Raw genomic sequence first — 24,935 nt, 5'->3', positions numbered from 1 at the left:
CAGGCGCTCGCCTTATGGGGAACGTTGCTGCTCTGTTTCATTCAGGCTCGCGGCATGTTGGGGCTGGATCGGGTGGTTTAAATATTGGCTATATTCAATGGACGCGTTTTGCCGCGATGACATATCAGGCGTTGCCAAATACACATAGCTAATCAGGAGTAAACACAATGAAGATCAAAGCTGTTGGTGCATATTCCGCTAAACAACCACTTGAACCGATGGATATCACCCGGCGTGAACCGGGACCGAATGATGTCAAAATCGAAATCGCTTACTGTGGCGTTTGCCATTCCGATCTCCACCAGGTCCGTTCCGAGTGGGCGGGGACGGTTTACCCCTGCGTGCCGGGTCATGAAATTGTGGGGCGTGTGGTAGCCGTTGGTGATCAGGTAGAAAAATATGCGCCGGGCGATCTGGTCGGTGTCGGCTGCATTGTCGACAGTTGTAAACATTGCGAAGAGTGTGAAGACGGGTTGGAAAACTACTGTGATCACATGACCGGCACCTATAACTCGCCGACGCCGGACGAACCGGGCCATACTCTGGGCGGCTACTCACAACAGATCGTCGTTCATGAGCGATATGTTCTGCGTATTCGTCACCCGCAAGAGCAGCTGGCGGCGGTGGCTCCTTTGTTGTGTGCAGGGATCACCACGTATTCGCCGCTACGTCACTGGCAGGCCGGGCCGGGTAAAAAAGTGGGCGTGGTCGGCATCGGCGGTCTGGGACATATGGGGATTAAGCTGGCCCACGCGATGGGGGCACATGTGGTGGCATTTACCACTTCTGAGGCAAAACGCGAAGCGGCAAAAGCCCTGGGGGCCGATGAAGTTGTTAACTCACGCAATGCCGATGAGATGGCGGCTCATCTGAAGAGTTTCGATTTCATTTTGAATACAGTAGCTGCGCCACATAATCTCGACGATTTTACCACCTTGCTGAAGCGTGATGGCACCATGACGCTGGTTGGTGCGCCTGCGACACCGCATAAATCGCCGGAAGTTTTCAACCTGATCATGAAACGCCGTGCGATAGCCGGTTCTATGATTGGCGGCATTCCAGAAACTCAGGAGATGCTCGATTTTTGCGCCGAACATGGCATCGTGGCTGATATAGAGATGATTCGGGCCGATCAAATTAATGAAGCCTATGAGCGAATGCTGCGCGGTGATGTGAAATATCGTTTTGTTATCGATAATCGCACACTAACAGACTGAAAAAATTAATAAATACCCTGTGGTTTAACATATTAACTTCGCTCTCCACTTAACTTTTTAGTTAAGGAGAGCGAAATAATATCAAAGTAGCAGTAAAACCTATAACGTAAATTTAAATTGTTAAATTAACGCCCTCCAGTACACAATACTTCACACGTTAGTTATGAGCGATTTCTGATAGTGCCTGGTTTAATCAGAGCTTTATTATCTGCGACGTTTATTTTTATTTAAGAGAGATCGCGATGATATCATTAAAAGCTCCGCACAATAATTTGATGCCATATACGCAACAAAGCATACTTAATACGGTTAAAAACAATCAGTTACCAGAGGATATCAAAAGCTCCCTGGTTTCCTGTGTCGATATATTCAAGGTTTTGATTAAACAATATTATGATTATCCTTATGATTGTCGTGATGATTTAGTCGATGACGACAAACTCATTCATCTCATGGCTGCCGTACGAGACTGTGAGTGGTCAGACGATAACGCACTCACCATAAATGTGCAGTTTAATGATTTCCCTGGATTTTATGACTGGATGGATTACCCTGATCACCCGGTTAAGTTTGTTTTTCACATACTTGAAAATCAAAAAGGGACAGTTTGGGTATATGACCAGGATGATGCGTTTCTTGATATTAAAGCAAACGTGCAGGCTGGACGTTTTACCGGGCTTAAGAAATTAGTGCAGTTTATCGATTCAGTGCGAACAGATTGCAAATGTATTCTTCTTGAACACCATATGCCTTTGCTGAGAATTTTCCCTAAAGGGAAAGAGTGTATGCATGTGGAAAAATGGCTTCGCGAAATGTCGTCTATTCCGGAGACAGACGCGCCCATTAAGCAGGCGCTTGCGCATGGATTATTATTACACTTAAAAAATATCTACCCTGTTTTTCCTGAATCACTGGTGATGTTATTGCTCTCTGTTCTGGACGTAAAAACATACAGAGATGATGCGCGATTAAATGAATGGATATCTAATAGAGTGCAGGAATTAGGTGACAGATATTATCCTGTAAATAAGCACGTTAAAATCCGCTACACTCTTTAGTTCAGAAAGGGTTCCACCTGCAAATTGTTATTCCACCTGAGAGTGAATCGCAATGCAGGTAATCATTTCATCTGTATATCTGTATGCCAACAGGCATTCCATCTCTTTTTTCGCCTATATTTTGTTGTGATCGGCGACACTTCGCTTAAAAAAGCACCAGTAGTGGTTTCGCAGCCATGCGGTGTATAAAAAATGATCTCATGCGGATGTTTTGTGAATGTGTGGGTTGACATTCATATGAAAAAAATCATAATTCCATCATGTTTGTGTGGGGTCTTTTCTGTATCTTACGCATCGCACTCAAGCCTGACAGAAAATATGCTGTAAGGCTCATATCAAAAACCGCCATTAGCTCATCAGGAAGAGCAGACGACAACCAGGATTGTTGTATGGTACGGGGTTCGAGGCCTCGATGGCGGTCCAACTTTTCAAAACTCTTCTGAATCAGATCCCCTTATTATCATCCCTGCAAAGTGGAACATTGCCATTGTTTGGCTATTCAGGATGGGGCAGACCAATGAAAAAAGCCCACACAGGGGAGAGTGGGCTGAAATGGGAAGCTAAAGACTCAAGTAAACTTATCGGAAATAAGGACCACGCATTACGGGGGCTATCATCGCCGATGGCCGTGATTCGGCAAATCAGGTTGATTACGTAGAGAGTAAATTATCTGCTCACCGCTGCGTCACCCCTTCGTAAATCAGGCGTAGCGCGAATACACCAATAATTGCACCAATAACCCGACTGGCAACGCGTTGCATACGCCCATAAGCACGACGCACAGCGGGCAAAGAAAACGCCTGACTAAGAAAAACTCGCCAGATAATTGATGCGAGCACAATCCCCGCCCAGGCCATTAAACGTGCCCATGTTGGTGTTTCGGCATTTAATGTTACTGAGAAAATACTGATAAAAAATAAAACGGTTTGCGGGTTAGAGAGATCGGTAATTAATCCGCGGCGAAAAAAGACATACCAGGGGGCGCTAATCGGTTGTTGTAGTGTGCTCATTTGCGGTGTTGACTGGCGGCGCATGCTGCACCACGCAAACCATAAGAGATAAGCGCCGCCGACGATTCTGATAAGCGAAAAAATCTCCTCACACTGCGTAATTAGCGTTGCAAGACCAAACAAACCCAACCCGGAATAAAATGCATCGCCCAGCGCCACGCCCAGCCCGGTCAGCACCCCTGCGCGTCGACCGGAAGCCAGGCTGGTTTGTACTACCACAAAGAGATTGGCTCCCGGATTAAAAAAAGTAATCACGAACAGTCCTACGGTCAGGTAAACGGCATGCAAAGGATCCATAGTGATTTCATCCATAAATAAGTGAACTAACTGCATCATATTTCTACCAAAAATAATCGGGTGCGAGAGAGATCACAAAGTGTCTTATTTCCGGTTACTGGCGTTTATGCCCTGACTGAACTAATTATTAATCAACCCAATAATGTCGGTGGGTGATAGTGTGATAACAACTCTGGAGCCGTAATATGAAAATAATCTCTAAAATGTTAGTCGGTGCGTTAGCGTTTGCCGTTACCAATGTCTATGCCGCTGAATTGATGACTAAAGCGGAATTTGAAAAAGTCGAATCGCAATATGAAAAAATAGGTGATATTTCAACCAGCAATGAAATGTCGACCGCAGATGCGAAAGAGGATTTGATCAAAAAAGCGGATGAAAAAGGGGCTGATGTGTTGGTACTGACCTCCGGTCAAACTGACAATAAGATCCACGGCACGGCAAATATTTATAAGAAGAAGTAATTCTGAATCCTATGTAAACATCCCCGATGCGTAAGTTTATCGGTGATCATCTATTGAAATTTATGCCGGATAAAGCGTTCGCGCTGCATTCGGCAGTTCAGTTTTTCAGCCGCCGCCAGAACGTCGTCCGGCTGATGCCTAAATAATTCGCCGCTGCTGTTTTATCGCCATTAAATTTCTCCAGTGCCTGTTGTGGTGTCAGTAAGCGTGGAGCGGGAGTTTTCGCCGACTCGCGCGCCAGTTCCGGCAGTAGCAGCTGCAAAAATTGCGGCGTTAAATCCGGCGTCGGTTCCACACTTAAAAATAGCGCCAGTCGCTCCATCATATTGCGCAGTTCACGAATATTGCCCGGCCAGTCGTAGTGCACCAGCACGGTTTCGCTTGCCTGTAATCCCTGGCGTAATGCGGCAGAAAACGGGGCGGAGAGCGCCGCCAGAGACACTTTCAAAAAGCTTTCCGCCAGTGGCAGAATATCCGCCACCCGCTCGCGCAGTGGTGGCAATTGCAGACGCAAAATACTCAGCCGATAAAACAGGTCACGGCGAAACTGCCCTTGCCGCATATCTTCTTCCAGATTGCAGTGAGTGGCGCTAATGACCCGCACATCCACCGGAACAGGCTGATGCCCGCCGACGCGGGTGACCTCTTTTTCTTCCAGCACCCGCAGCAGCCGGGTCTGCAACGGCAGTGGCATTTCGCCAATCTCATCGAGAAACAGCGTACCTCCGTGGGCGATTTCAAACAGCCCGGCGCGACCGCCGCGTCGCGAGCCGGTAAACGCCCCTTCCTCATAGCCAAACAGTTCTGCTTCCAGCAGCGATTCGGCAATCGCCCCGCAGTTGACTGCAACAAACGGATGCGACTTTTTGCCCTGTCGCGCATCGTGGCGGGCAAAATATTCCCGATGAATCGCCTGGGCCGCCAGCTCTTTGCCCGTCCCCGTTTCCCCCTCAATCAACACCGCTGCACTGGAGCGGGCATACAGCAAAATAGTCTGCCGTACTTGTTCCATCTGTGGTGATTGACCGAGCATATCGCCCAGCACGTAACGAGTTCTCAGGGCGTTGCGGGTGGCATCGTGAGTGTTATGGCGTAACGACATGCGCGTCATATCCAGCGCATCGCTGAACGCCTGGCGCACGGTGGCGGCGGAATAGATAAAAATTCCGGTCATTCCGGCTTCTTCTGCCAGATCGGTAATCAGCCCCGCGCCGACCACCGCTTCGGTGCCGTTAGCTTTTAGCTCGTTAATCTGCCCGCGTGCGTCTTCTTCGGTAATGTAGCTACGTTGATCGAGGCGCAAATTAAAGGTTTTTTGAAACGCCACCAGTGCCGGAATAGTTTCCTGATAAGTGACAACGCCGATAGAAGAGGTGAGTTTTCCGGCTTTTGCCAGTGCCTGTAACACATCGTAGCCGCTCGGTTTAATCAAAATAACTGGCACTGACAGGCGGCTTTTCAGGTACGCGCCGTTAGATCCAGCGGCGATGATGGCGTCACAGCGTTCGTTTGCCAGTTTCTTGTGGATGTAGGTCACCGCTTTTTCAAAGCCAAGCTGGATAGGGGTAATGTTCGCCAGGTGATCAAACTCGAGGCTGATATCGCGAAACAGCTCGAACAGGCGCGTTACAGATACCGTCCAGATAACCGGTTTGTCGTCATTAAGCCGTGGTGGATGTGCCATAGCGCACCGCAAAGTTAAGAAACCGAATATTGGGTTTAGTCTTGTTTCATAATTGTTGCAATGAAACGCGGTGAAACATTGCCTGAAACGTTAACTGAAACGCATATTTGCGGATTAGTTCATGACTTTATCTCTAACAAATTGAAATTAAACATTTAATTTTATTAAGGCAATTGTGGCACACCCCTTGCTTTGTCTTTATCAACGCAAATAACAAGTTGATAACAAAGGATGGGCTATGTCTCTACACTCTCCAGGTAAAGCGTTTCGCGCTGCACTGTCTAAAGAAAATCCATTGCAGATTGTTGGCACCATTAACGCCAACCATGCGCTGTTGGCGCAGCGTGCCGGATATCAGGCAATTTATCTCTCCGGCGGTGGCGTGGCGGCAGGGTCGCTGGGGCTGCCCGATCTCGGTATTTCTACTCTTGATGACGTGTTGACAGATATTCGCCGTATCACCGACGTTTGTTCGCTGCCGCTGCTGGTGGATGCGGATATCGGTTTTGGTTCTTCGGCCTTTAACGTGGCGCGTACGGTGAAATCGATGATTAAAGCCGGTGCGGCAGGATTGCATATTGAAGATCAGGTTGGTGCGAAACGCTGCGGTCATCGTCCGAATAAAGCGATCGTCTCGAAAGAGGAGATGGTGGATCGGATCCGCGCGGCGGTGGATGCGAAAACCGATCCTGATTTTGTGATCATGGCGCGCACCGATGCGCTGGCGGTAGAGGGGTTGGATGCGGCGATCGAGCGTGCGCAGGCCTATGTTGAAGCGGGTGCCGAGATGTTGTTCCCGGAGGCGATTACCGAACTCGCCATGTACCGCCAGTTTGCCGATGCGGTGCAGGTGCCAATCCTCGCCAACATTACCGAATTTGGTGCCACGCCGCTGTTTACCATCGACGAATTACGCAGCGCCCATGTCGCAATGGCGCTGTACCCGCTTTCAGCGTTCCGCGCCATGAACCGCGCCGCTGAGCATGTCTACAACGTCCTGCGTCAGGAAGGGACGCAGAAAAGCGTCATCGACACCATGCAGACCCGCAACGAGCTGTACGAAAGCATCAACTACTACCAGTACGAAGAGAAGCTCGACAACCTGTTTGCCCGTAGCCAGGTGAAATAAAAAACGCCCGTTGATTGTATTCGACAGCCGATGCCTGATGCGTCGCTGACGCGACTTATCAGGCCTACGAGGTGCACTGAACTGTAGGTCGGATAAGACGGATGGCGTCGCATCCGACAACCGATGCCTGATGCGCCGCTGACGCGACTTATCAGGCCTACGGGGTGCACTGAACTGTAGGTCGGATAAGACGCATAGCGTCGCATCCGACAACCGATGCCTGATGCGCCGCTGACGCGACTTATCAGGCCTACGGGGTGCACTGAACTGTAGGTCGGATAAGACGCATAGCGTCGCATCCGACAACCGATGCCTGATGCGCCGCTGACGCGACTTATCAGGCCTACGGGATGTACTGAACTGTAGGTCGGATAAGACGCCTGGCGTCGCATCCGACAACAATCCCGACCCTACAAATGATAACAATGACGAGGACAACATGAGCGACACAACGATCCTGCAAAACAGTACCCATGTCATTAAACCGAAAAAATCTGTGGCACTTTCTGGCGTTCCGGCGGGCAATACGGCGCTCTGCACCGTGGGTAAAAGCGGCAATGACCTGCATTACCGCGGCTACGATATTCTTGATCTGGCGGAACATTGCGAATTTGAAGAAGTGGCGCATCTGCTGATCCACGGCAAACTGCCGACCCGTGACGAACTCGCCGCTTACAAAACGAAACTGAAAGCCCTGCGCGGTTTACCGGCTAACGTGCGTACCGTGCTGGAAGCCTTACCGGCGGCGTCACACCCGATGGATGTTATGCGCACCGGTGTTTCCGCGCTCGGCTGCACGCTGCCAGAAAAAGAGGGGCATACCGTCTCTGGCGCGCGGGATATTGCCGACAAACTGCTGGCGTCGCTTAGCTCGATTCTCCTTTATTGGTATCACTACAGCCACAACGGCGAACGCATCCAACCGGAAACCGATGACGACTCCATCGGCGGTCACTTCCTGCATCTGCTGCACGGCGAAAAGCCATCGCAAAGCTGGGAAAAGGCGATGCATATCTCGCTGGTGCTGTACGCCGAACACGAGTTTAACGCCTCCACCTTTACCAGTCGGGTGATTGCGGGCACCGGCTCTGATATGTATTCCGCGATTATTGGCGCGATTGGCGCACTGCGCGGGCCAAAACACGGCGGGGCGAATGAAGTGTCGCTGGAGATCCAGCAACGCTACGAAACGCCGGACGAAGCCGAAGCAGATATCCGCAAGCGCGTGGAAAACAAAGAAGTGGTCATTGGTTTTGGTCATCCGGTTTATACCATCGCCGACCCGCGCCACCAGGTGATTAAACGTGTGGCGAAGCAGCTCTCGCAGGAAGGCGGCTCGCTGAAGATGTACAACATCGCCGATCGCCTGGAAACGGTGATGTGGGAAACGAAAAAGATGTTCCCCAATCTCGACTGGTTCTCCGCTGTTTCCTACAACATGATGGGCGTTCCCACCGAGATGTTCACACCACTGTTTGTTATCGCCCGCGTCACCGGCTGGGCGGCGCACATTATCGAACAACGTCAGGACAACAAAATTATCCGTCCTTCCGCCAATTATGTTGGACCGGAAGACCGCCAGTTTGTCGCGCTGGATAAGCGCCAGTAAACCTCTACGAATAACAATAAGGAAACGTACCCAATGTCAGCTCAAATCAACAACATCCGCCCGGAATTTGATCGTGAAATCGTTGATATCGTCGATTACGTCATGAACTACGAAATCAGCTCTAAAGTGGCCTACGACACCGCACATTACTGCCTGCTCGACACGCTCGGCTGCGGTCTGGAAGCTCTCGAATACCCGGCCTGTAAAAAACTGCTGGGGCCAATTGTTCCCGGCACCGTCGTACCCAACGGCGTGCGCGTCCCCGGAACTCAGTTCCAGCTCGACCCCGTCCAGGCGGCATTTAACATCGGCGCGATGATCCGCTGGCTCGATTTCAACGATACCTGGCTGGCGGCGGAGTGGGGCCATCCTTCCGACAACCTCGGCGGCATTCTGGCAACGGCGGACTGGCTTTCGCGCAACGCGGTCGCCAGCGGCAAAGCGCCGTTGACCATGAAACAGGTGCTGACCGCAATGATCAAAGCCCATGAAATTCAGGGCTGCATCGCGCTGGAAAACTCCTTTAACCGCGTCGGCCTCGACCACGTTCTGTTAGTGAAAGTGGCTTCCACCGCCGTGGTCGCCGAAATGCTCGGCCTGACCCGCGAGGAAATTCTCAACGCCGTTTCGCTGGCGTGGGTGGACGGTCAGTCGCTGCGCACCTATCGCCATGCGCCGAACACCGGCACGCGTAAATCCTGGGCGGCGGGCGATGCCACTTCCCGCGCGGTACGTCTGGCACTGATGGCGAAAACGGGCGAAATGGGTTACCCGTCAGCCCTGACTGCGCCGGTGTGGGGCTTCTACGACGTCTCCTTTAAAGGTGAATCGTTCCGCTTCCAGCGCCCGTACGGTTCCTACGTTATGGAAAATGTGCTGTTCAAAATCTCCTTCCCGGCGGAGTTCCACTCCCAGACGGCAGTTGAAGCAGCGATGACGCTCTATGAACAGATGCAGGCAGCAGGCAAAACGGCGGCGGATATCGAAAAAGTGACCATTCGCACCCACGAAGCCTGTATTCGCATCATCGACAAAAAAGGGCCGCTCAATAACCCGGCAGACCGCGATCACTGCATTCAGTACATGGTGGCGATCCCGCTGCTATTCGGGCGCTTAACGGCGGCAGATTACGAGGACAACGTTGCGCAAGATAAACGCATTGACGCCCTGCGCGAGAAGATCAATTGCTTTGAAGATCCGGCATTTACCGCTGACTACCACGACCCGGAAAAACGCGCCATCGCCAATGCCATTACCCTTGAGTTCACCGACGGCACACGATTTGAAGAAGTGGTGGTGGAGTACCCCATTGGTCATGCTCGCCGCCGTCAGGATGGTATTCCGAAACTGGTCGATAAATTCAAAATCAATCTCGCGCGCCAGTTCCCGACTCGCCAGCAGCAGCGCATTCTGGAGGTTTCTCTCGACAGAGCTCGCCTGGAACAGATGCCGGTCAATGAGTATCTCGACCTGTACGTCATTTAAGTAAACGGCGGTAAGGCGTAAGTTCAACAGGAGAGCATTATGTCTTTTAGCGAATTTTATCAGCGTTCGATTAACGAACCGGAGCAGTTCTGGGCCGAGCAGGCCCGGCGTATTGACTGGCAGACGCCCTTTACGCAAACGCTCGATCACAGCAATCCGCCGTTTGCCCGTTGGTTTTGTGAAGGCCGAACCAACTTGTGCCACAACGCCATCGACCGCTGGCTGGAGAAACAGCCAGAGGCGCTGGCGCTGATTGCCGTCTCTTCGGAAACAGAAGAAGAGCGCACCTTTACCTTTCGTCAGCTGCATGACGAAGTGAACGCGGTGGCCTCAATGTTGCGTTCATTGGGTGTGCAGCGCGGCGATCGGGTGCTGGTGTATATGCCGATGATTGCCGAAGCGCATATTACTCTGCTGGCCTGCGCGCGCATTGGCGCTATTCACTCGGTGGTGTTTGGTGGATTTGCCTCGCACAGCGTGGCGGCGCGAATTGATGACGCTAAACCGGTGCTGATTGTCTCGGCTGATGCCGGAGCGCGCGGTGGCAAAATCATTCCCTATAAAAAATTGCTCGACGATGCGATAAGTCAGGCGCAGCACCAGCCACGCCATGTTTTGCTGGTGGATCGCGGGCTGGCGAAAATGGCGCGCGTCAGCGGGCGGGATGTCGATTTCGCGTCGTTGCGCCATCAACACATCGGCGCGCGGGTACCGGTGGCGTGGCTGGAATCCAACGAAACCTCCTGCATTCTCTACACTTCCGGCACGACCGGCAAACCTAAAGGCGTGCAGCGTGACGTCGGCGGATATGCGGTGGCGCTGGCGACCTCGATGGACACCATTTTTGGCGGCAAAGCGGGCGGTGTGTTCTTTTGTGCTTCGGATATCGGCTGGGTGGTGGGGCATTCGTATATCGTCTACGCGCCGCTGCTGGCGGGGATGGCGACTATCGTTTACGAAGGATTACCGACCTGGCCGGACTGCGGCGTGTGGTGGAAAATCGTCGAGAAATATCAGGTTAGCCGGATGTTCTCAGCGCCGACCGCCATTCGCGTGCTGAAAAAATTCCCTACCGCTGAAATTCGCAAACACGATCTCTCGTCGCTGGAAGTGCTCTATCTGGCTGGAGAACCGCTGGACGAGCCGACCGCCAGTTGGGTGAGCAATACGCTGGATGTGCCGGTCATCGACAACTACTGGCAGACCGAATCCGGCTGGCCGATTATGGCGATTGCTCGCGGTCTGGACGACAGGCCGACGCGTCTGGGAAGCCCCGGTGTGCCGATGTATGGCTATAACGTGCAGTTGCTTAATGAAGTCACCGGCGAACCGTGTGGCGTCAACGAGAAAGGGATGCTGGTGGTGGAAGGGCCGCTGCCGCCGGGGTGTATTCAGACCATCTGGGGCGACGACGGCCGCTTTGTGAAGACTTACTGGTCGCTGTTTTCCCGCCCGGTGTACGCCACCTTTGACTGGGGCATCCGTGACGCTGACGGTTATCACTTTATTCTCGGGCGCACTGACGATGTAATTAACGTTGCCGGGCATCGGCTGGGGACGCGCGAGATTGAAGAGAGTATCTCCAGCCATCCGGGCGTTGCCGAAGTGGCGGTGGTTGGGGTGAAAGATGCGCTGAAAGGGCAGGTGGCGGTGGCGTTTGTCATTCCGAAAGAGAGCGACAGTCTGGAAGATCGTGATGTGGCGCATTCGCAAGAGAAGGCGATTATGGCGCTGGTGGACAGCCAGATTGGCAACTTTGGCCGCCCGGCGCACGTCTGGTTTGTCTCGCAATTGCCAAAAACGCGATCCGGAAAAATGCTGCGCCGCACGATCCAGGCGATTTGCGAAGGACGCGATCCTGGAGATCTGACGACCATTGATGATCCTGCGTCGTTGGATCAGATCCGCCAGGCGATGGAAGAGTAAGGTATTGTCGGATGCGTCGCGTGGCGCATCCGACACCATGCGCCGATGCCTGATGCGACGCTTACCGCGTCTTATTATGCCTACAGGCCTGAACCGTAGGTCGGATAAGGCGCTCGCGTCGCATCCGACACCCCGCGCCGATGCCTGATGCGACGCTGGCGCGTCTTATCATGCCTACAGGTCTGAACCGTAGGTCGGATAAGGCGCTCGCGCCGCATCCGACACCATGCTCAGATGCCTGATGCGACGCTGACGCGTCTTATCAGGCCTACCCACTGTTTTTACACCGATAATTTTTCCCCCACCTTTTTGCACTCATTCATATAAAAAATATATTTCCCCACGAAAACGATTGCTTTTTATCTTCAGATGAATAGAATGCGGCGGATTTTTTGGGTTTCAAACAGCAAAAAGGGGGAATTTCGTGTCGCAAGATAACAACTTTAGCCAGGGGCCAGTCCCGCAGTCGGCGCGGAAAGGGGTATTGGCATTGACGTTCGTCATGCTGGGATTAACCTTCTTTTCCGCCAGTATGTGGACCGGCGGTACTCTCGGAACCGGTCTTAGCTATCATGATTTCTTCCTCGCAGTTCTCATCGGTAATCTTCTCCTCGGTATTTACACTTCATTTCTCGGTTACATTGGCGCAAAAACCGGCCTGACCACTCATCTTCTTGCTCGCTTCTCTTTTGGTGTTAAAGGCTCATGGCTGCCTTCACTGCTGCTGGGCGGCACCCAGGTTGGCTGGTTTGGCGTCGGTGTGGCGATGTTTGCTATTCCGGTGGGTAAGGCAACCGGGCTGGATATTAATTTGCTGATTGCCGTTTCCGGTTTACTGATGACCGTCACCGTCTTCTTTGGCATTTCGGCGCTGACGGTTCTTTCGGTGATTGCGGTTCCGGCTATCGCCTGTCTTGGCGGTTATTCCGTATGGCTGGCCGTTAACGGCATGGGCGGCCTGGACGCCTTAAAAGCGGTCGTTCCCGCACAACCGTTAGATTTCAATGTCGCGCTGGCGCTGGTTGTGGGGTCATTTATCAGTGCGGGCACGCTCACCGCTGACTTTGTCCGCTTTGGTCGCAATGCCAAACTGGCGGTGCTGGTGGCGATGGTGGCCTTTTTCCTCGGCAACTCGTTGATGTTTATTTTCGGTGCAGCGGGCGCTGCGGCACTGGGGATGGCGGATATCTCTGATGTGATGATTGCTCAGGGCCTGCTGTTGCCTGCGATTGTGGTGCTGGGGCTAAATATCTGGACCACCAACGATAACGCGCTCTATGCGTCGGGTTTAGGTTTCGCCAACATTACCGGGATGTCGAGCAAAACCCTTTCGGTAATCAACGGTATTATCGGTACGGTCTGCGCATTATGGCTGTATAACAATTTTGTCGGCTGGTTGACCTTCCTTTCGGCAGCTATTCCTCCGGTGGGTGGCGTGATCATTGCCGACTATCTGATGAACCGTCGCCGCTATGAGCACTTTGCGACCACGCGTATGATGAGTGTCAATTGGGTGGCGATTCTGGCGGTCGCCTTGGGGATTGCTGCAGGCCACTGGTTACCGGGAATTGTTCCGGTCAACGCGGTATTAGGTGGCGCGCTGAGCTATCTGATCCTTAACCCGATTTTGAATCGTAAAACGACAGCAGCAATGACGCATGTGGAGGCTAACAGTGTCAAATAACGCTTTACAAACAATTATTAACGCCCGGTTACCAGGCGAAGAGGGGCTGTGGCAGATTCATCTGCAGGACGGAAAAATCAGCGCCATTGATGCGCAATCCGGCGTGATGCCCATAACTGAAAACAGCCTGGATGCCGAACAAGGTTTAGTTATACCGCCGTTTGTGGAGCCACATATTCACCTGGACACCACGCAAACCGCCGGACAACCGAACTGGAATCAGTCCGGCACGCTGTTTGAAGGCATTGAACGCTGGGCCGAGCGCAAAGCGTTATTAACCCATGACGATGTGAAACAACGCGCATGGCAAACGCTGAAATGGCAGATTGCCAACGGCATTCAGCATGTGCGTACCCATGTCGATGTTTCGGATGCAACGCTAACTGCGCTGAAAGCAATGCTGGAAGTGAAGCAGGAAGTCGCGCCGTGGATTGATCTGCAAATCGTCGCCTTCCCTCAGGAAGGGATTTTGTCGTATCCCAACGGTGAAGCGTTGCTGGAAGAGGCGTTACGCTTAGGGGCAGATGTAGTGGGGGCGATTCCGCATTTTGAATTTACCCGTGAATACGGCGTGGAGTCGCTGCATAAAACCTTCGCCCTGGCGCAAAAATACGACCGTCTCATCGACGTTCACTGTGATGAGATCGATGACGAGCAGTCGCGCTTTGTCGAAACCGTTGCTGCCCTGGCGCACCGTGAAGGCATGGGCGCGCGAGTCACCGCCAGCCACACCACAGCAATGCACTCCTATAACGGGGCGTATACCTCGCGCTTGTTCCGCTTGCTGAAAATGTCCGGTATTAACTTTGTCGCCAACCCGCTGGTCAATATTCATCTGCAAGGACGTTTCGATACGTATCCAAAACGTCGCGGCATCACGCGCGTTAAAGAGATGCTGGAGTCCGGCATTAACGTCTGCTTTGGTCACGATGATGTCTTCGATCCGTGGTATCCGCTGGGAACGGCGAATATGCTGCAAGTGCTGCATATGGGGCTGCATGTTTGCCAGCTGATGGGCTATGGGCAGATTAACGATGGCCTGAATTTAATCACCCACCACAGCGCCAGGACGTTGAATTTGCAGGATTACGGCATTGCCGCCGGAAACAGCGCCAACCTGATTATCCTGCCGGCTGAAAATGGATTTGATGCGCTGCGCCGTCAGGTTCCGGTACGTTATTCGGTACGTGGCGGCAAGGTGATTGCCAGCACACAACCGGCACAAACCACCGTATATCTGGAGCAGCCAGAAGCCATCGATTACAAACGTTGAACGACTGGGTTACAGCGAGCTTAGTTTATGCCGGATGCGGCGTGAACGCCTTATCCGGCCTACGTAGAGCACTGAACTCGTAGGCCTGATAAGCGTAGCGCATCAGGCAATTCCAGCCGCTGATCTGTGTCAGCGGCTACTGTGATTCATTTCCGCCAACATCCGCGCATTCCTCCAACGCCATGTGCAAAAATGCCTTCGCAGCGGCAGTCTGCCAGCTGTAGTTTATGCCGGATGCGGCGTGAACGCCTTATCCGGCCTACGTAGAGCACTGAACTCGTAGAACTCGTAGGCCTGATAAGCGTAGCGCATCAGGCAATTCCAGCCGCAGACCTGTGTCAGCGGCTACCGTGATTCATTTCCGCCAACAACCGCGCATTTATCCAACGCCATGTGCAAAAATGCCTTCGCGGCGGCTGTCTGCCAGCTATTTTTCCGCCGCAACAAAACCGCCGTTCTCTCCAGTAGTGGCGGGGCAAGAGAAATAGCTTTAAGCCCGTCATGTTGTGTGGCAATCGCTGCTGGTAACAATGTGGAAAGGGAAGTGCGGCGAATCAGCTCCAGAACCGCGCTAATTGAGTTCGCCTCAATGACCACCTGTGGATGTAGCCCCGCTTTCTCGCAGTAGTGGTCAATTTGCTCTCTGGTGGCAAATTCCGCGCTGAGCAGGACCAGTTTTTCATCATGCAAGCGACTCAACGCCACCTGTTCATGGACGGCCAGCGGATGATGTTGCGCCACGACTAACGCTAAACTTTCTGTCAGTAAAGGAATTGCCTCCAGCTCCGGCGAATGCACAGGCGCGAAGGCAATCCCAACGTCCAACTCGTCGCGGCAAAGCATATCCTCGATTTTCTCCTGCGACATTTCCTGTAGCTGGAGCGTGATGCTGGGATAGCGCGCATAGAAATCCGCCATTAAGGGGCCGATAAAGTAGCTCGTAAAGGTGGGGGTGACGGCGATACGCAGCGATCCTCGCGTCAGATCGGCAACATCATGAATCGCCCGTTTACCCGCCCCCAGTTCCTGTAACGCCCGGCTGGCGTACTGTCGCCAGACTTCTCCTGCATCAGTGAGACGAATCGTTCGCCCGCTACGGTCAAACAGCGGCACGCCTAAACTCTCCTCTAACTGGCGAATCTGCTGGGAAAGCGCAGGCTGGGAGACGTGCAACGCACTGGCGGCACGGGTGAAGCTGCCATGTTCAGCCACGGCAAGAAAATAATTGATATGTCGAGAGAGCATTCGCAACCTATAAGTAAATCCAATGGAACTCATCATAAATGAGACTTTTACCTTATGACAATCGGCGAGTAGTCTGCCTCTCATTCCAGAGACAGACAGAGGTTAACGGTGAAAGAGATTATTGATGGATTCCTTAAATTCCAGCGCGAGGCATTTCCGAAGCGGGAAGCCTTGTTTAAACAGCTGGCGACACAGCAAAGCCCGCGCACACTTTTTATCTCCTGCTCCGACAGCCGTCTGGTCCCTGAGCTGGTGACGCAACGTGAGCCTGGCGATCTGTTCGTTATTCGCAACGCGGGCAATATCGTCCCTTCCTACGGGCCGGAACCCGGTGGCGTTTCTGCTTCGGTGGAGTATGCCGTCGCTGCGCTTCGGGTATCTGACATTGTGATTTGTGGTCATTCCAACTGTGGCGCGATGACCGCCATTGCCAGCTGTCAGTGCATGGACCATATGCCTGCCGTCTCCCACTGGCTGCGTTATGCCGATTCAGCCCGCGTCGTTAATGAGGCGCGCCCGCATTCCGATTTACCGTCAAAAGCTGCGGCGATGGTACGTGAAAACGTCATTGCTCAGTTGGCTAATTTGCAAACTCATCCATCGGTGCGCCTGGCGCTCGAAGAGGGGCGGATCGCCCTGCACGGCTGGGTCTACGACATTGAAAGCGGCAGCATCGCAGCTTTTGACGGCGCAACCCGCCAGTTTGTGCCACTGGCCGCTAATCCTCGCGTTTGTGCCATACCGCTACGCCAACCGACCGCAGCGTAACCTTATTTTTAAACCATCAGGAGTTCCACCATGATTCAGTCACAAATTAACCGCAATATTCGTCTTGATCTTGCCGATGCCATTTTGCTCAGCAAAGCTAAAAAAGATCTCTCATTTGCCGAGATTGCCGACGGCACCGGTCTGGCAGAAGCCTTTGTAACCGCGGCTTTGCTGGGTCAGCAGGCGCTTCCTGCCGACGCCGCCCGCCTGGTCGGGGCGAAGCTGGATCTCGACGAAGACTCCATTCTACTGTTGCAGATGATTCCACTGCGTGGCTGCATTGATGACCGTATTCCAACTGACCCAACGATGTATCGTTTCTATGAAATGTTGCAGGTGTACGGTACAACCCTGAAAGCGTTGGTTCATGAGAAATTTGGCGATGGCATTATTAGCGCGATTAACTTCAAACTCGACGTTAAGAAAGTGGCGGACCCGGAAGGTGGCGAACGTGCGGTCATCACCTTAGATGGTAAATATCTGCCGACCAAACCGTTCTGACAGCCATGCGCAACCATCAAAAGACGTTCACGATGCTGCTGGTACTGGTGCTGATTGGTCTTAATATGCGACCACTGCTCACCTCCGTCGGGCCACTGCTACCGCAATTGCGCCAGGCGAGCGGAATGAGCTTTAGCGTGGCTGCCCTGTTGACCGCTCTGCCGGTGGTTACCATGGGCGGGCTGGCGCTGGCCGGAAGCTGGCTTCATCAGCATGTCAGCGAACGTCGCAGTGTCGCCATCAGTCTGTTGCTGATTGCCGTCGGTGCATTGATGCGTGAGCTTTACCCGCAAAGTGCGCTGCTGCTTAGCAGCGCACTGCTTGGTGGGGTGGGGATCGGCATCATTCAGGCGGTGATGCCTTCGGTGATTAAACGGCGGTTTCAGCAGCGCACGCCACTGGTGATGGGGCTGTGGTCCGCGGCTCTGATGGGCGGCGGTGGGCTTGGTGCCGCCATAACGCCCTGGTTAGTTCAACATAGCGAAACCTGGTATCAAACACTCGCCTGGTGGGCGCTGCCTGCCGTTGTTGCGCTCTTTGCCTGGTGGTGGCAAAGCGCCCGCGAGGTCGCCTCTTCCCACAAGACAACAACCACTCCGGTTCGCGTGGTATTCACTCCCCGCGCGTGGACGCTGGGTGTTTACTTCGGTCTGATTAACGGCGGTTACGCCAGCCTGATTGCCTGGTTACCCGCTTTCTATATTGAGATTGGTGCCAGCGCGCAGTACAGCGGTTCCTTACTGGCATTGATGACGCTTGGGCAAGCCGCAGGAGCTTTGCTGATGCCTGCTATGGCTCGCCATCAGGATCGGCGCAAACTGTTAATGCTGGCGCTGGTGTTACAACTGGTGGGGTTCTGCGGCTTTATCTGGCTGCCGATGCAATTGCCGGTATTGTGGGCGATGGTGTGTGGGTTAGGTCTGGGCGGCGCGTTTCCGCTCTGTTTGCTGCTGGCGCTCGATCACTCTGTGCAACCGGCTATTGCTGGCAAGCTGGTGGCGTTTATGCAGGGAATCGGTTTTATCATCGCCGGGCTTGCCCCGTGGTTTTCTGGCGTGCTGCGTAGTATCAGCGGCAATTACCTGATGGACTGGGCATTTCATGCGCTGTGCGTCGTTGGGCTGATGATCATAACCCTGCGTTTTGCACCAGTACGTTTTCCGCAGCTGTGGGTCAAAGAGGCATGATGCGACGCTTGTTCCTGCGCTTTGTTCATGCCGGATGCGGCTAATGTAGATCGCTGAACTTGTAGGCCTGATAAGCGCAGCGTATCAGGCAATTTTTATAATTTAAACTGACGATTCAACTTTATAATCTTTGAAATAATAGTGCTTATCCCGGTCGTTTATTTCGCGAATAACCCGACAAGGAACGCCAGCCGCCACGACGTTTGGTGGAATGTCTTTTGTGACGATACTACCCGCGCCAATAACAGAATTATCCCCGATGGTGACGCCTGGATTAATAACCACATGACTTCCGATCCAGACGTTATTGCCAATCGTTATCGGAAAAGAGTACATCTCGCCGTTTTTTCTCAATTCATGGTGTACAGGGTGTCCCGTAACGGAAAGAGTAACGTTGGGTGCAATCAGTACGTTATCACCGATTGTTACCGTGTAGTCATCGACAATGGTTAAATTGAAATTTGCATAAAAATTGCGGCCTATATGGATGTTGGAACCGTAAGAGAAATAGACAGGCGGTTCTACCCAGGCGTTTTCCCCTACCGTGGCAAACATTTCTTTAATCAGGCTTTCTCTTTTTTCAACTTCTGATGGATGCGAGTGATTAAACTCATACATTAACGTTTTCCCACGAAGTCTTTTTTCCGGTAAGCCTTCGCACATATCGGTAAATAGCTTGCCTGCTCTTATTCTTTCGGTCATTGGCATGTTCAATGCGATCACTCCGTTATGATATGTTGGTCGGATAAGGCGCTCGCGCCGCATCCGACATTGATTGCTTAAGCGACTTCATTCACCTGACGACGCAGCAGGGAAAGCGGGCCGGGGCCGCTAAGCGTGAACACGGAAATTAAGGTGAAGCCCAGCGCCACCAGACCCAGCACCAGATAAGCGCCCTGGAAACCGATGCTTTCATACATATTGCCCGCCAGTACAGACATAAAAATCATCGCCAGTTGCTTAAAGAAGCAGAAACAGACCAGATAAATCGTCGCTGAAAAACGCACTTCAAACTGGCTGGTAATATATTTAAAGCAGCCCACCAGCAGGAACGGTACTTCAAACATATGCAGCGTTTTCAGAATAACCACTTCCAGCGCTGAGGTGGCGAACGATGAGCCAATAATACGTACAGACATAATAGTGCCAGCCAGCAGCAGGGCGTTTTTCCCACCGATGCGATTAATGATCAGTGGCGCAAAGAACATAATCGAGGCGTTAAGTAATTCGCCCATTGTCGTTACGTAGCCAAATACCCGCGTACCCTGTTCACCGGTAGCAAAGAACGAAGTAAAGAAATTAGCAAACTGTTGGTCAAAAACATCGTAGGTGCAGGAAACGCCAATAACATACAGTGACAAAAACCACAGTTTTGGCTGTCTGAACAGTTCCAGTGCCAGCTTAAGGCTAAATGCCGAATGGTTGGCACCTACCGCATTGGCAACCGTGGCAGAAGAGGGCGCATCCGTTTTGGCGAAAAAGAGTAAAACGGCGAGGATGAGTGCACAGCCAGAGCCCAGCCAGAAAACAAACTGATTATTGATGGTGAACATGATGCCGACAATCGAGGCACACAGCGCCCAGCCAACACAGCCAAACATCCGCGCGCGACCAAATTCGAAATTACTGCGACGGCTGACTTTCTCAATAAATGCCTCTACTGCTGGCGCACCGGCGTTAAAACAAAAGCCTAGATAAATACCACCAACAATCGATCCTACTAAAATGTTGTATTGTAACAGTGGCCCGAAGATAAAAATAAAGAACGGCGCAAACATCACTAACATGCCGGTAATAATCCACAGCAGGTATTTGCGCAGCCCGAGTTTGTCAGAAAGCAGACCAAACAGCGGTTGGAATAATAGCGAGAACAGAGAAATAGCGGCAAAAATAATACCCGTATCACTTTTGCTGATATGGTTGATGTCATGTAGCCAAATCGGGAAAAACGGGAAGTAGGCTCCCATGATAAAAAAGTAAAAGAAAAAGAATAAACCGAACATCCAAAAGTTTGTGTTTTTTAAATAGTACATAATGGATTTCCTTACGCGAAATACGGGCAGACATGGCCTGCCCGGTTATTATTATTTTTGACACCAGACCAACTGGTAATGGTAGCGACCGGCGCTCAGCTGGAATTCCGCCGATACTGACGGGCTCCAGGAGTCGTCGCCACCAATCCCCATATGGAAACCGTCGATATTCAGCCATGTGCCTTCTTCCGCGTGCAGCAGATGGCGATGGCTGGTTTCCATCAGTTGCTGTTGACTGTAGCGGCTGATGTTGAACTGGAAGTCGCCGCGCCACTGGTGTGGGCCATAATTCAATTCGCGCGTCCCGCAGCGCAGACCGTTTTCGCTCGGGAAGACGTACGGGGTATACATGTCTGACAATGGCAGATCCCAGCGGTCAAAACAGGCGGCAGTAAGGCGGTCGGGATAGTTTTCTTGCGGCCCTAATCCGAGCCAGTTTACCCGCTCTGCTACCTGCGCCAGCTGGCAGTTCAGGCCAATCCGCGCCGGATGCGGTGTATCGCTCGCCACTTCAACATCAACGGTAATCGCCATTTGACCACTACCATCAATCCGGTAGGTTTTCCGGCTGATAAATAAGGTTTTCCCCTGATGCTGCCACGCGTGAGCGGTCGTAATCAGCACCGCATCAGCAAGTGTATCTGCCGTGCACTGCAACAACGCTGCTTCGGCCTGGTAATGGCCCGCCGCCTTCCAGCGTTCGACCCAGGCGTTAGGGTCAATGCGGGTCGCTTCACTTACGCCAATGTCGTTATCCAGCGGTGCACGGGTGAACTGATCGCGCAGCGGCGTCAGCAGTTGTTTTTTATCGCCAATCCACATCTGTGAAAGAAAGCCTGACTGGCGGTTAAATTGCCAACGCTTATTACCCAGCTCGATGCAAAAATCCATTTCGCTGGTGGTCAGATGCGGGATGGCGTGGGACGCGGCGGGGAGTGTCACGCTGAGGTTTTCAGCCAGACGCCACTGCTGCCAGGCGCTGATGTGTCCGGCTTCTGACCATGCGGTCGCGTTCGGTTGCACTACGCGTACTGTGAGCCAGAGTTGCCCGGCGCTCTCCGGCTGCGGTAGTTCAGGCAGTTCAATCAACTGTTTACCTTGTGGAGCGACATCCAGAGGCACTTCACCGCTTGCCAGCGGCTTACCATCCAGCGCCACCATCCAGTGCAGGAGCTCGTTATCGCTATGACGGAACAGGTATTCGCTGGTCACTTCGATGGTTTGCCCGGATAAACGGAACTGGAAAAACTGCTGCTGGTGTTTTGCTTCCGTCAGCGCTGGATGCGGCGTGCGGTTGGCAAAGACCAGACCGTTCATACAGAACTGGCGATCGTTCGGCGTATCGCCAAAATCACCGCCGTAAGCCGACCACGGGTTGCCGTTTTCATCATATTTAATCAGCGACTGATCCACCCAGTCCCAGACGAAGCCGCCCTGTAAACGGGGATACTGACGAAACGCCTGCCAGTATTTAGCGAAACCGCCAAGACTGTTACCCATCGCGTGGGCGTATTCGCAAAGGATCAGCGGGCGCGTCTCTCCAGGTAGCGAAAGCCATTTTTTGATGGACCATTTCGGCACAGCCGGGAAGGGCTGGTCTTCATCCACGCGCGCGTACATCGGGCAAATAATATCGGTGGCCGTGGTGTCGGCTCCGCCGCCTTCATACTGCACCGGGCGGGAAGGATCGACAGATTTGATCCAGCGATACAGCGCGTCGTGATTAGCGCCGTGGCCTGATTCATTCCCCAGCGACCAGATGCTCACACTCGGGTGATTACGATCGCGCTGCACCATTCGCGTTACGCGTTCGCTCATCGCCGGTAGCCAGCGCGGATCATCGGTCAGACGATTCATTGGCACCATGCCGTGGGTTTCAATATTGGCTTCATCCACCACATACAGGCCGTAGCGGTCGCACAGCGTGTACCACAGCGGATGGTTCGGATAATGCGAACAGCGCACGGCGTTAAAGTTGTTCTGCTTCATCAGCAGGATATCCTGCACCATCGTCTGCTCATCCATGACCTGACCATGCAGAGGATGATGCTCGTGACGGTTAACGCCTCGAATCAGCAACGGCTTGCCGTTCAGCAGCAGCAGACCATTTTCAATCCGCACCTCGCGGAAACCGACATCGCAGGCTTCTGCTTCAATCAGCGTGCCGTCGGCGGTGTGCAGTTCAACCACCGCACGATAGAGATTCGGGATTTCGGCGCTCCACAGTTTCGGGTTTTCGACGTTCAGACGTAGTGTGACGCGATCGGCATAACCACCACGCTCATCGATAATTTCACCGCCGAAAGGCGCGGTGCCGCTGGCGACCTGCGTTTCACCCTGCCATAAAGAAACTGTTACCCGTAGGTAGTCACGCAACTCGCCGCACATCTGAACTTCAGCCTCCAGTACAGCGCGGCTGAAATCATCATTAAAGCGAGTGGCAACATGGAAATCGCTGATTTGTGTAGTCGGTTTGTGCAGCAACGAGACGTCACGGAAAATGCCGCTCATTCGCCACATATCCTGATCTTCCAGATAACTACCGTCACTCCAGCGCAGCACCATCACCGCGAGGCGGTTTTTTCCGGCGCGTAAAAATGCGCTCAGGTCAAATTCAGACGGCAAACGACTGTCCTGGCCGTAACCGACCCAGCGCCCGTTGCACCACAGATGAAACGCCGAGTTAACGCCATCAAAAATAATTCGCGTCTGGCCTTCCTGTAGCCAGCTTTCATCAACATTAAATGTGAGCGAGTAACAACCCGTCGGATTCTCCGTGGGAACAAACGGCGGATTGACCGTAATGGGATAGGTCACGTTGGTGTAGATGGGCGCATCGTAACCGTGCATCTGCCAGTTTGAGGGGACGACGACAGTATCGGCCTCAGGAAGATCGCACTCCAGCCAGCTTTCCGGCACCGCTTCTGGTGCCGGAAACCAGGCAAAGCGCCATTCGCCATTCAGGCTGCGCAACTGTTGGGAAGGGCGATCGGTGCGGGCCTCTTCGCTATTACGCCAGCTGGCGAAAGGGGGATGTGCTGCAAGGCGATTAAGTTGGGTAACGCCAGGGTTTTCCCAGTCACGACGTTGTAAAACGACGGCCAGTGAATCCGTAATCATGGTCATAGCTGTTTCCTGTGTGAAATTGTTATCCGCTCACAATTTCACACAACATACGAGCCGGAAGCATAAAGTGTAAAGCCTGGGGTGCCTAATGAGTGAGCTAACTCACATTAATTGCGTTGCGCTCACTGCCCGCTTTCCAGTCGGGAAACCTGTCGTGCCAGCTGCATTAATGAATCGGCCAACGCGCGGGGAGAGGCGGTTTGCGTATTGGGCGCCAGGGTGGTTTTTCTTTTCACCAGTGAGACGGGCAACAGCTGATTGCCCTTCACCGCCTGGCCCTGAGAGAGTTGCAGCAAGCGGTCCACGCTGGTTTGCCCCAGCAGGCGAAAATCCTGTTTGATGGTGGTTAACGGCGGGATATAACATGAGCTGTCTTCGGTATCGTCGTATCCCACTACCGAGATATCCGCACCAACGCGCAGCCCGGACTCGGTAATGGCGCGCATTGCGCCCAGCGCCATCTGATCGTTGGCAACCAGCATCGCAGTGGGAACGATGCCCTCATTCAGCATTTGCATGGTTTGTTGAAAACCGGACATGGCACTCCAGTCGCCTTCCCGTTCCGCTATCGGCTGAATTTGATTGCGTGTGAGATATTTATGCCAGCCCGCCAGACGCAGACGCGCCGAGACAGAACTTAATGGGCCCGCTAACAGCGCGATTTGCTGGTGACCCAATGCGACCAGATGCTCCACGCCCAGTCGCGTACCGTCTTCATGGGAGAAAATAATACTGTTGATGGGAGTCTGGTCAGAGACATCAAGAAATAACGTCGGAACATTAGCGCAGGCAGCTTCCACAGCAATGGCATCCTGGTCATCCAGCGGATAGTTAATGATCAGCCCACTGACGCGTTGCGCGAGAAGATTGTGCACCGCCGCTTTACAGGCTTCGACGCCGCTTCGTTCTACCATCGACACCACCACGCTGGCACCCAGTTGATCGGCGCGAGATTTAATCGCCGCGACAATTTGCGACGGCGCGTGCAGGGCCAGACTGGAGGTGGCAACGCCAATCAGCAACGACTGTTTCCCCGCCAGTTGTTGTGCCACGCGGTTGGGAATGTAATTCAGCTCCGCCATCGCCGCTTCCACTTTTTCCCGCGTTTTCGCAGAAACGTGGCTGGCCTGGTTCACCACGCGGGAAACGGTCTGATAAGAGACACCGGCATACTCTGCGACATCGTATAGTGTTACTGGTTTCACATTCACCACCCTGAATTGACTCTCTTCCGGGCGCTAT

General features: G+C 52.9%; 20 protein-coding genes and 2 pseudogenes. 14 read left to right on the top strand and 8 right to left on the bottom strand.

The features are described from left to right. Positions 1-6: 6 nt before the first annotated feature. The 4 genes and pseudogenes from AB4H76_RS17815 to yahM form a co-directional block, all read left to right on the top strand. A pseudogene (locus tag AB4H76_RS17815) lies at positions 7-81 on the top strand (hypothetical protein); the annotation flags it as partial. Positions 82-167: 86 nt separating this feature from the next. Beyond that, the gene (gene yahK / locus AB4H76_RS17810) at positions 168-1,217 is read left to right on the top strand and encodes an NADPH-dependent aldehyde reductase YahK (RefSeq protein WP_000692754.1); all 1,050 of its coding nucleotides are present in this window, start codon (positions 168-170) and stop codon (positions 1,215-1,217) included. A 242-nt stretch (positions 1,218-1,459) separates the two neighbouring features. Further along, complete coding sequence (yahL, locus tag AB4H76_RS17805; protein ID WP_001381673.1) at positions 1,460-2,275, top strand: protein YahL; 816 nt, start codon at positions 1,460-1,462, stop codon at positions 2,273-2,275. A gap of 412 nt (positions 2,276-2,687) precedes the next feature. Continuing rightward, positions 2,688-2,933: a protein YahM gene (gene yahM, locus AB4H76_RS17800; protein ID WP_000290616.1), complete on the top strand. Its 246-nt coding sequence runs from the start codon at positions 2,688-2,690 to the stop codon at positions 2,931-2,933. A gap of 16 nt (positions 2,934-2,949) precedes the next feature. On the opposite strand, the gene AB4H76_RS17795 is transcribed toward yahM, so the two are convergent. Beyond that, positions 2,950-3,621 (bottom strand): LysE family transporter, encoded by a 672-nt coding sequence (locus AB4H76_RS17795; RefSeq protein WP_000983410.1) that lies wholly within the window; start codon positions 3,619-3,621, stop codon positions 2,950-2,952. 146 nt (positions 3,622-3,767) lie between these two features. Between AB4H76_RS17795 and yahO the strand changes: the two genes are divergently transcribed. Next, a complete protein-coding gene (gene yahO / locus AB4H76_RS17790; protein ID WP_000691953.1) occupies positions 3,768-4,043 on the top strand; it encodes a DUF1471 family periplasmic protein YahO in 276 nt (91 codons plus the stop codon). A gap of 97 nt (positions 4,044-4,140) precedes the next feature. Here the strand turns inward: yahO and prpR are convergent, their stop codons facing one another. After that, a complete protein-coding gene (gene prpR, locus AB4H76_RS17785; protein ID WP_001399960.1) occupies positions 4,141-5,727 on the bottom strand; it encodes a propionate catabolism operon regulatory protein PrpR in 1,587 nt (528 codons plus the stop codon). Between the two features lie 238 nt (positions 5,728-5,965). On the opposite strand from prpR, the gene prpB reads away from it, so the two are divergent. The 6 genes from prpB to codA all read left to right on the top strand — a co-directional run bounded on the left by prpB (position 5,966) and on the right by codA (position 14,833). After that, a complete protein-coding gene (gene prpB / locus AB4H76_RS17780) occupies positions 5,966-6,856 on the top strand; it encodes a methylisocitrate lyase (protein ID WP_000052168.1) in 891 nt (296 codons plus the stop codon). A 439-nt stretch (positions 6,857-7,295) separates the two neighbouring features. Beyond that, entirely contained in the window at positions 7,296-8,465 is a 1,170-nt protein-coding gene (gene prpC / locus AB4H76_RS17775; protein WP_001548219.1) for a bifunctional 2-methylcitrate synthase/citrate synthase, read from the top strand. A 33-nt stretch (positions 8,466-8,498) separates the two neighbouring features. Then, positions 8,499-9,950: a 2-methylcitrate dehydratase gene (gene prpD / locus AB4H76_RS17770; protein ID WP_001275859.1), complete on the top strand. Its 1,452-nt coding sequence runs from the start codon at positions 8,499-8,501 to the stop codon at positions 9,948-9,950. A gap of 39 nt (positions 9,951-9,989) precedes the next feature. Then, positions 9,990-11,876, top strand: a complete 1,887-nt coding sequence (prpE, locus tag AB4H76_RS17765; protein WP_000010276.1) for a propionate--CoA ligase — start codon at positions 9,990-9,992, stop codon at positions 11,874-11,876. Between the two features lie 424 nt (positions 11,877-12,300). Next, complete coding sequence (gene codB, locus AB4H76_RS17760; protein ID WP_000076234.1) at positions 12,301-13,560, top strand: cytosine permease; 1,260 nt, start codon at positions 12,301-12,303, stop codon at positions 13,558-13,560. Further along, the gene (gene codA, locus AB4H76_RS17755; protein WP_001295686.1) at positions 13,550-14,833 is read left to right on the top strand and encodes a cytosine/isoguanine deaminase; all 1,284 of its coding nucleotides are present in this window, start codon (positions 13,550-13,552) and stop codon (positions 14,831-14,833) included. Before codB ends, codA begins: the two co-directional genes overlap by 11 nt. Before the next feature lie 136 nt (positions 14,834-14,969). Here the strand turns inward: codA and AB4H76_RS17750 are convergent. After that, positions 14,970-15,053: pseudogene (locus AB4H76_RS17750) on the bottom strand (hypothetical protein); the annotation flags it as partial. A 125-nt stretch (positions 15,054-15,178) separates the two neighbouring features. Beyond that, on the bottom strand, positions 15,179-16,078 hold the full coding sequence (cynR, locus tag AB4H76_RS17745) for a transcriptional regulator CynR (protein ID WP_000952503.1): 900 nt from the start codon (positions 16,076-16,078) through the stop codon (positions 15,179-15,181). Between the two features lie 108 nt (positions 16,079-16,186). On the opposite strand from cynR, the gene cynT reads away from it, so the two are divergent. From cynT to cynX, 3 genes are read left to right on the top strand one after another with little or no spacing between them, the layout of a single operon-like run. Beyond that, positions 16,187-16,846, top strand: coding sequence for a carbonic anhydrase CynT (cynT, locus tag AB4H76_RS17740; RefSeq protein WP_000658652.1), 660 nt, complete (start codon positions 16,187-16,189; stop codon positions 16,844-16,846). A gap of 30 nt (positions 16,847-16,876) precedes the next feature. Then, positions 16,877-17,347, top strand: a complete 471-nt coding sequence (cynS, locus tag AB4H76_RS17735) for a cyanase (protein ID WP_000616243.1) — start codon at positions 16,877-16,879, stop codon at positions 17,345-17,347. A gap of 5 nt (positions 17,348-17,352) precedes the next feature. Next, positions 17,353-18,534 (top strand): cyanate transporter CynX, encoded by a 1,182-nt coding sequence (cynX, locus tag AB4H76_RS17730; protein ID WP_001301263.1) that lies wholly within the window; start codon positions 17,353-17,355, stop codon positions 18,532-18,534. A 102-nt stretch (positions 18,535-18,636) separates the two neighbouring features. Here the strand turns inward: cynX and lacA are convergent, their stop codons facing one another. The 4 genes from lacA to lacI form a co-directional block, all read right to left on the bottom strand. Then, positions 18,637-19,248: a galactoside O-acetyltransferase gene (lacA, locus tag AB4H76_RS17725; protein WP_001335915.1), complete on the bottom strand. Its 612-nt coding sequence runs from the start codon at positions 19,246-19,248 to the stop codon at positions 18,637-18,639. A 65-nt stretch (positions 19,249-19,313) separates the two neighbouring features. Continuing rightward, positions 19,314-20,567 carry a lactose permease gene (lacY, locus tag AB4H76_RS17720; RefSeq protein ID WP_000291549.1) on the bottom strand — a complete coding sequence of 418 codons (1,254 nt, stop codon included), beginning with the start codon at positions 20,565-20,567 and terminating at the stop codon, positions 19,314-19,316. Positions 20,568-20,618: 51 nt separating this feature from the next. Next, positions 20,619-23,693 (bottom strand): beta-galactosidase, encoded by a 3,075-nt coding sequence (gene lacZ, locus AB4H76_RS17715; protein WP_085452616.1) that lies wholly within the window; start codon positions 23,691-23,693, stop codon positions 20,619-20,621. A gap of 122 nt (positions 23,694-23,815) precedes the next feature. Further along, positions 23,816-24,898, bottom strand: coding sequence for a DNA-binding transcriptional repressor LacI (gene lacI, locus AB4H76_RS17710; protein WP_001752175.1), 1,083 nt, complete (start codon positions 24,896-24,898; stop codon positions 23,816-23,818). Between the last annotated feature and the right edge of the window lie 37 nt (positions 24,899-24,935).

Origin of the sequence: Escherichia sp. UTM R2 (genome assembly GCF_048593455.1) — a bacterium.
Classification (GTDB): domain Bacteria; phylum Pseudomonadota; class Gammaproteobacteria; order Enterobacterales; family Enterobacteriaceae; genus Escherichia; species Escherichia coli.
Note: the sequence above shows the minus strand (reverse complement) of the source record. Positions and strands in the feature narration are given on the sequence as shown.

Coding starts and splice junctions, on each gene's coding strand:
- yahK (WP_000692754.1), top strand. CDS start 168: ATGAAGATCAAAGCTGTTGGTGCATATTCCGCTAAACAACCACTTGAA.
- cynX (WP_001301263.1), top strand. CDS start 17,353: ATGCGCAACCATCAAAAGACGTTCACGATGCTGCTGGTACTGGTGCTG.
- yahL (WP_001381673.1), top strand. CDS start 1,460: ATGATATCATTAAAAGCTCCGCACAATAATTTGATGCCATATACGCAA.
- prpR (WP_001399960.1), bottom strand. CDS start 5,727: ATGGCACATCCACCACGGCTTAATGACGACAAACCGGTTATCTGGACG.
- lacZ (WP_085452616.1), bottom strand. CDS start 23,693: ATGACCATGATTACGGATTCACTGGCCGTCGTTTTACAACGTCGTGAC.
- lacY (WP_000291549.1), bottom strand. CDS start 20,567: ATGTACTATTTAAAAAACACAAACTTTTGGATGTTCGGTTTATTCTTT.
- prpD (WP_001275859.1), top strand. CDS start 8,499: ATGTCAGCTCAAATCAACAACATCCGCCCGGAATTTGATCGTGAAATC.
- cynS (WP_000616243.1), top strand. CDS start 16,877: ATGATTCAGTCACAAATTAACCGCAATATTCGTCTTGATCTTGCCGAT.
- prpB (WP_000052168.1), top strand. CDS start 5,966: ATGTCTCTACACTCTCCAGGTAAAGCGTTTCGCGCTGCACTGTCTAAA.
- yahM (WP_000290616.1), top strand. CDS start 2,688: ATGGCGGTCCAACTTTTCAAAACTCTTCTGAATCAGATCCCCTTATTA.
- cynR (WP_000952503.1), bottom strand. CDS start 16,078: ATGCTCTCTCGACATATCAATTATTTTCTTGCCGTGGCTGAACATGGC.
- AB4H76_RS17795 (WP_000983410.1), bottom strand. CDS start 3,621: ATGATGCAGTTAGTTCACTTATTTATGGATGAAATCACTATGGATCCT.
- yahO (WP_000691953.1), top strand. CDS start 3,768: ATGAAAATAATCTCTAAAATGTTAGTCGGTGCGTTAGCGTTTGCCGTT.
- prpC (WP_001548219.1), top strand. CDS start 7,296: ATGAGCGACACAACGATCCTGCAAAACAGTACCCATGTCATTAAACCG.
- prpE (WP_000010276.1), top strand. CDS start 9,990: ATGTCTTTTAGCGAATTTTATCAGCGTTCGATTAACGAACCGGAGCAG.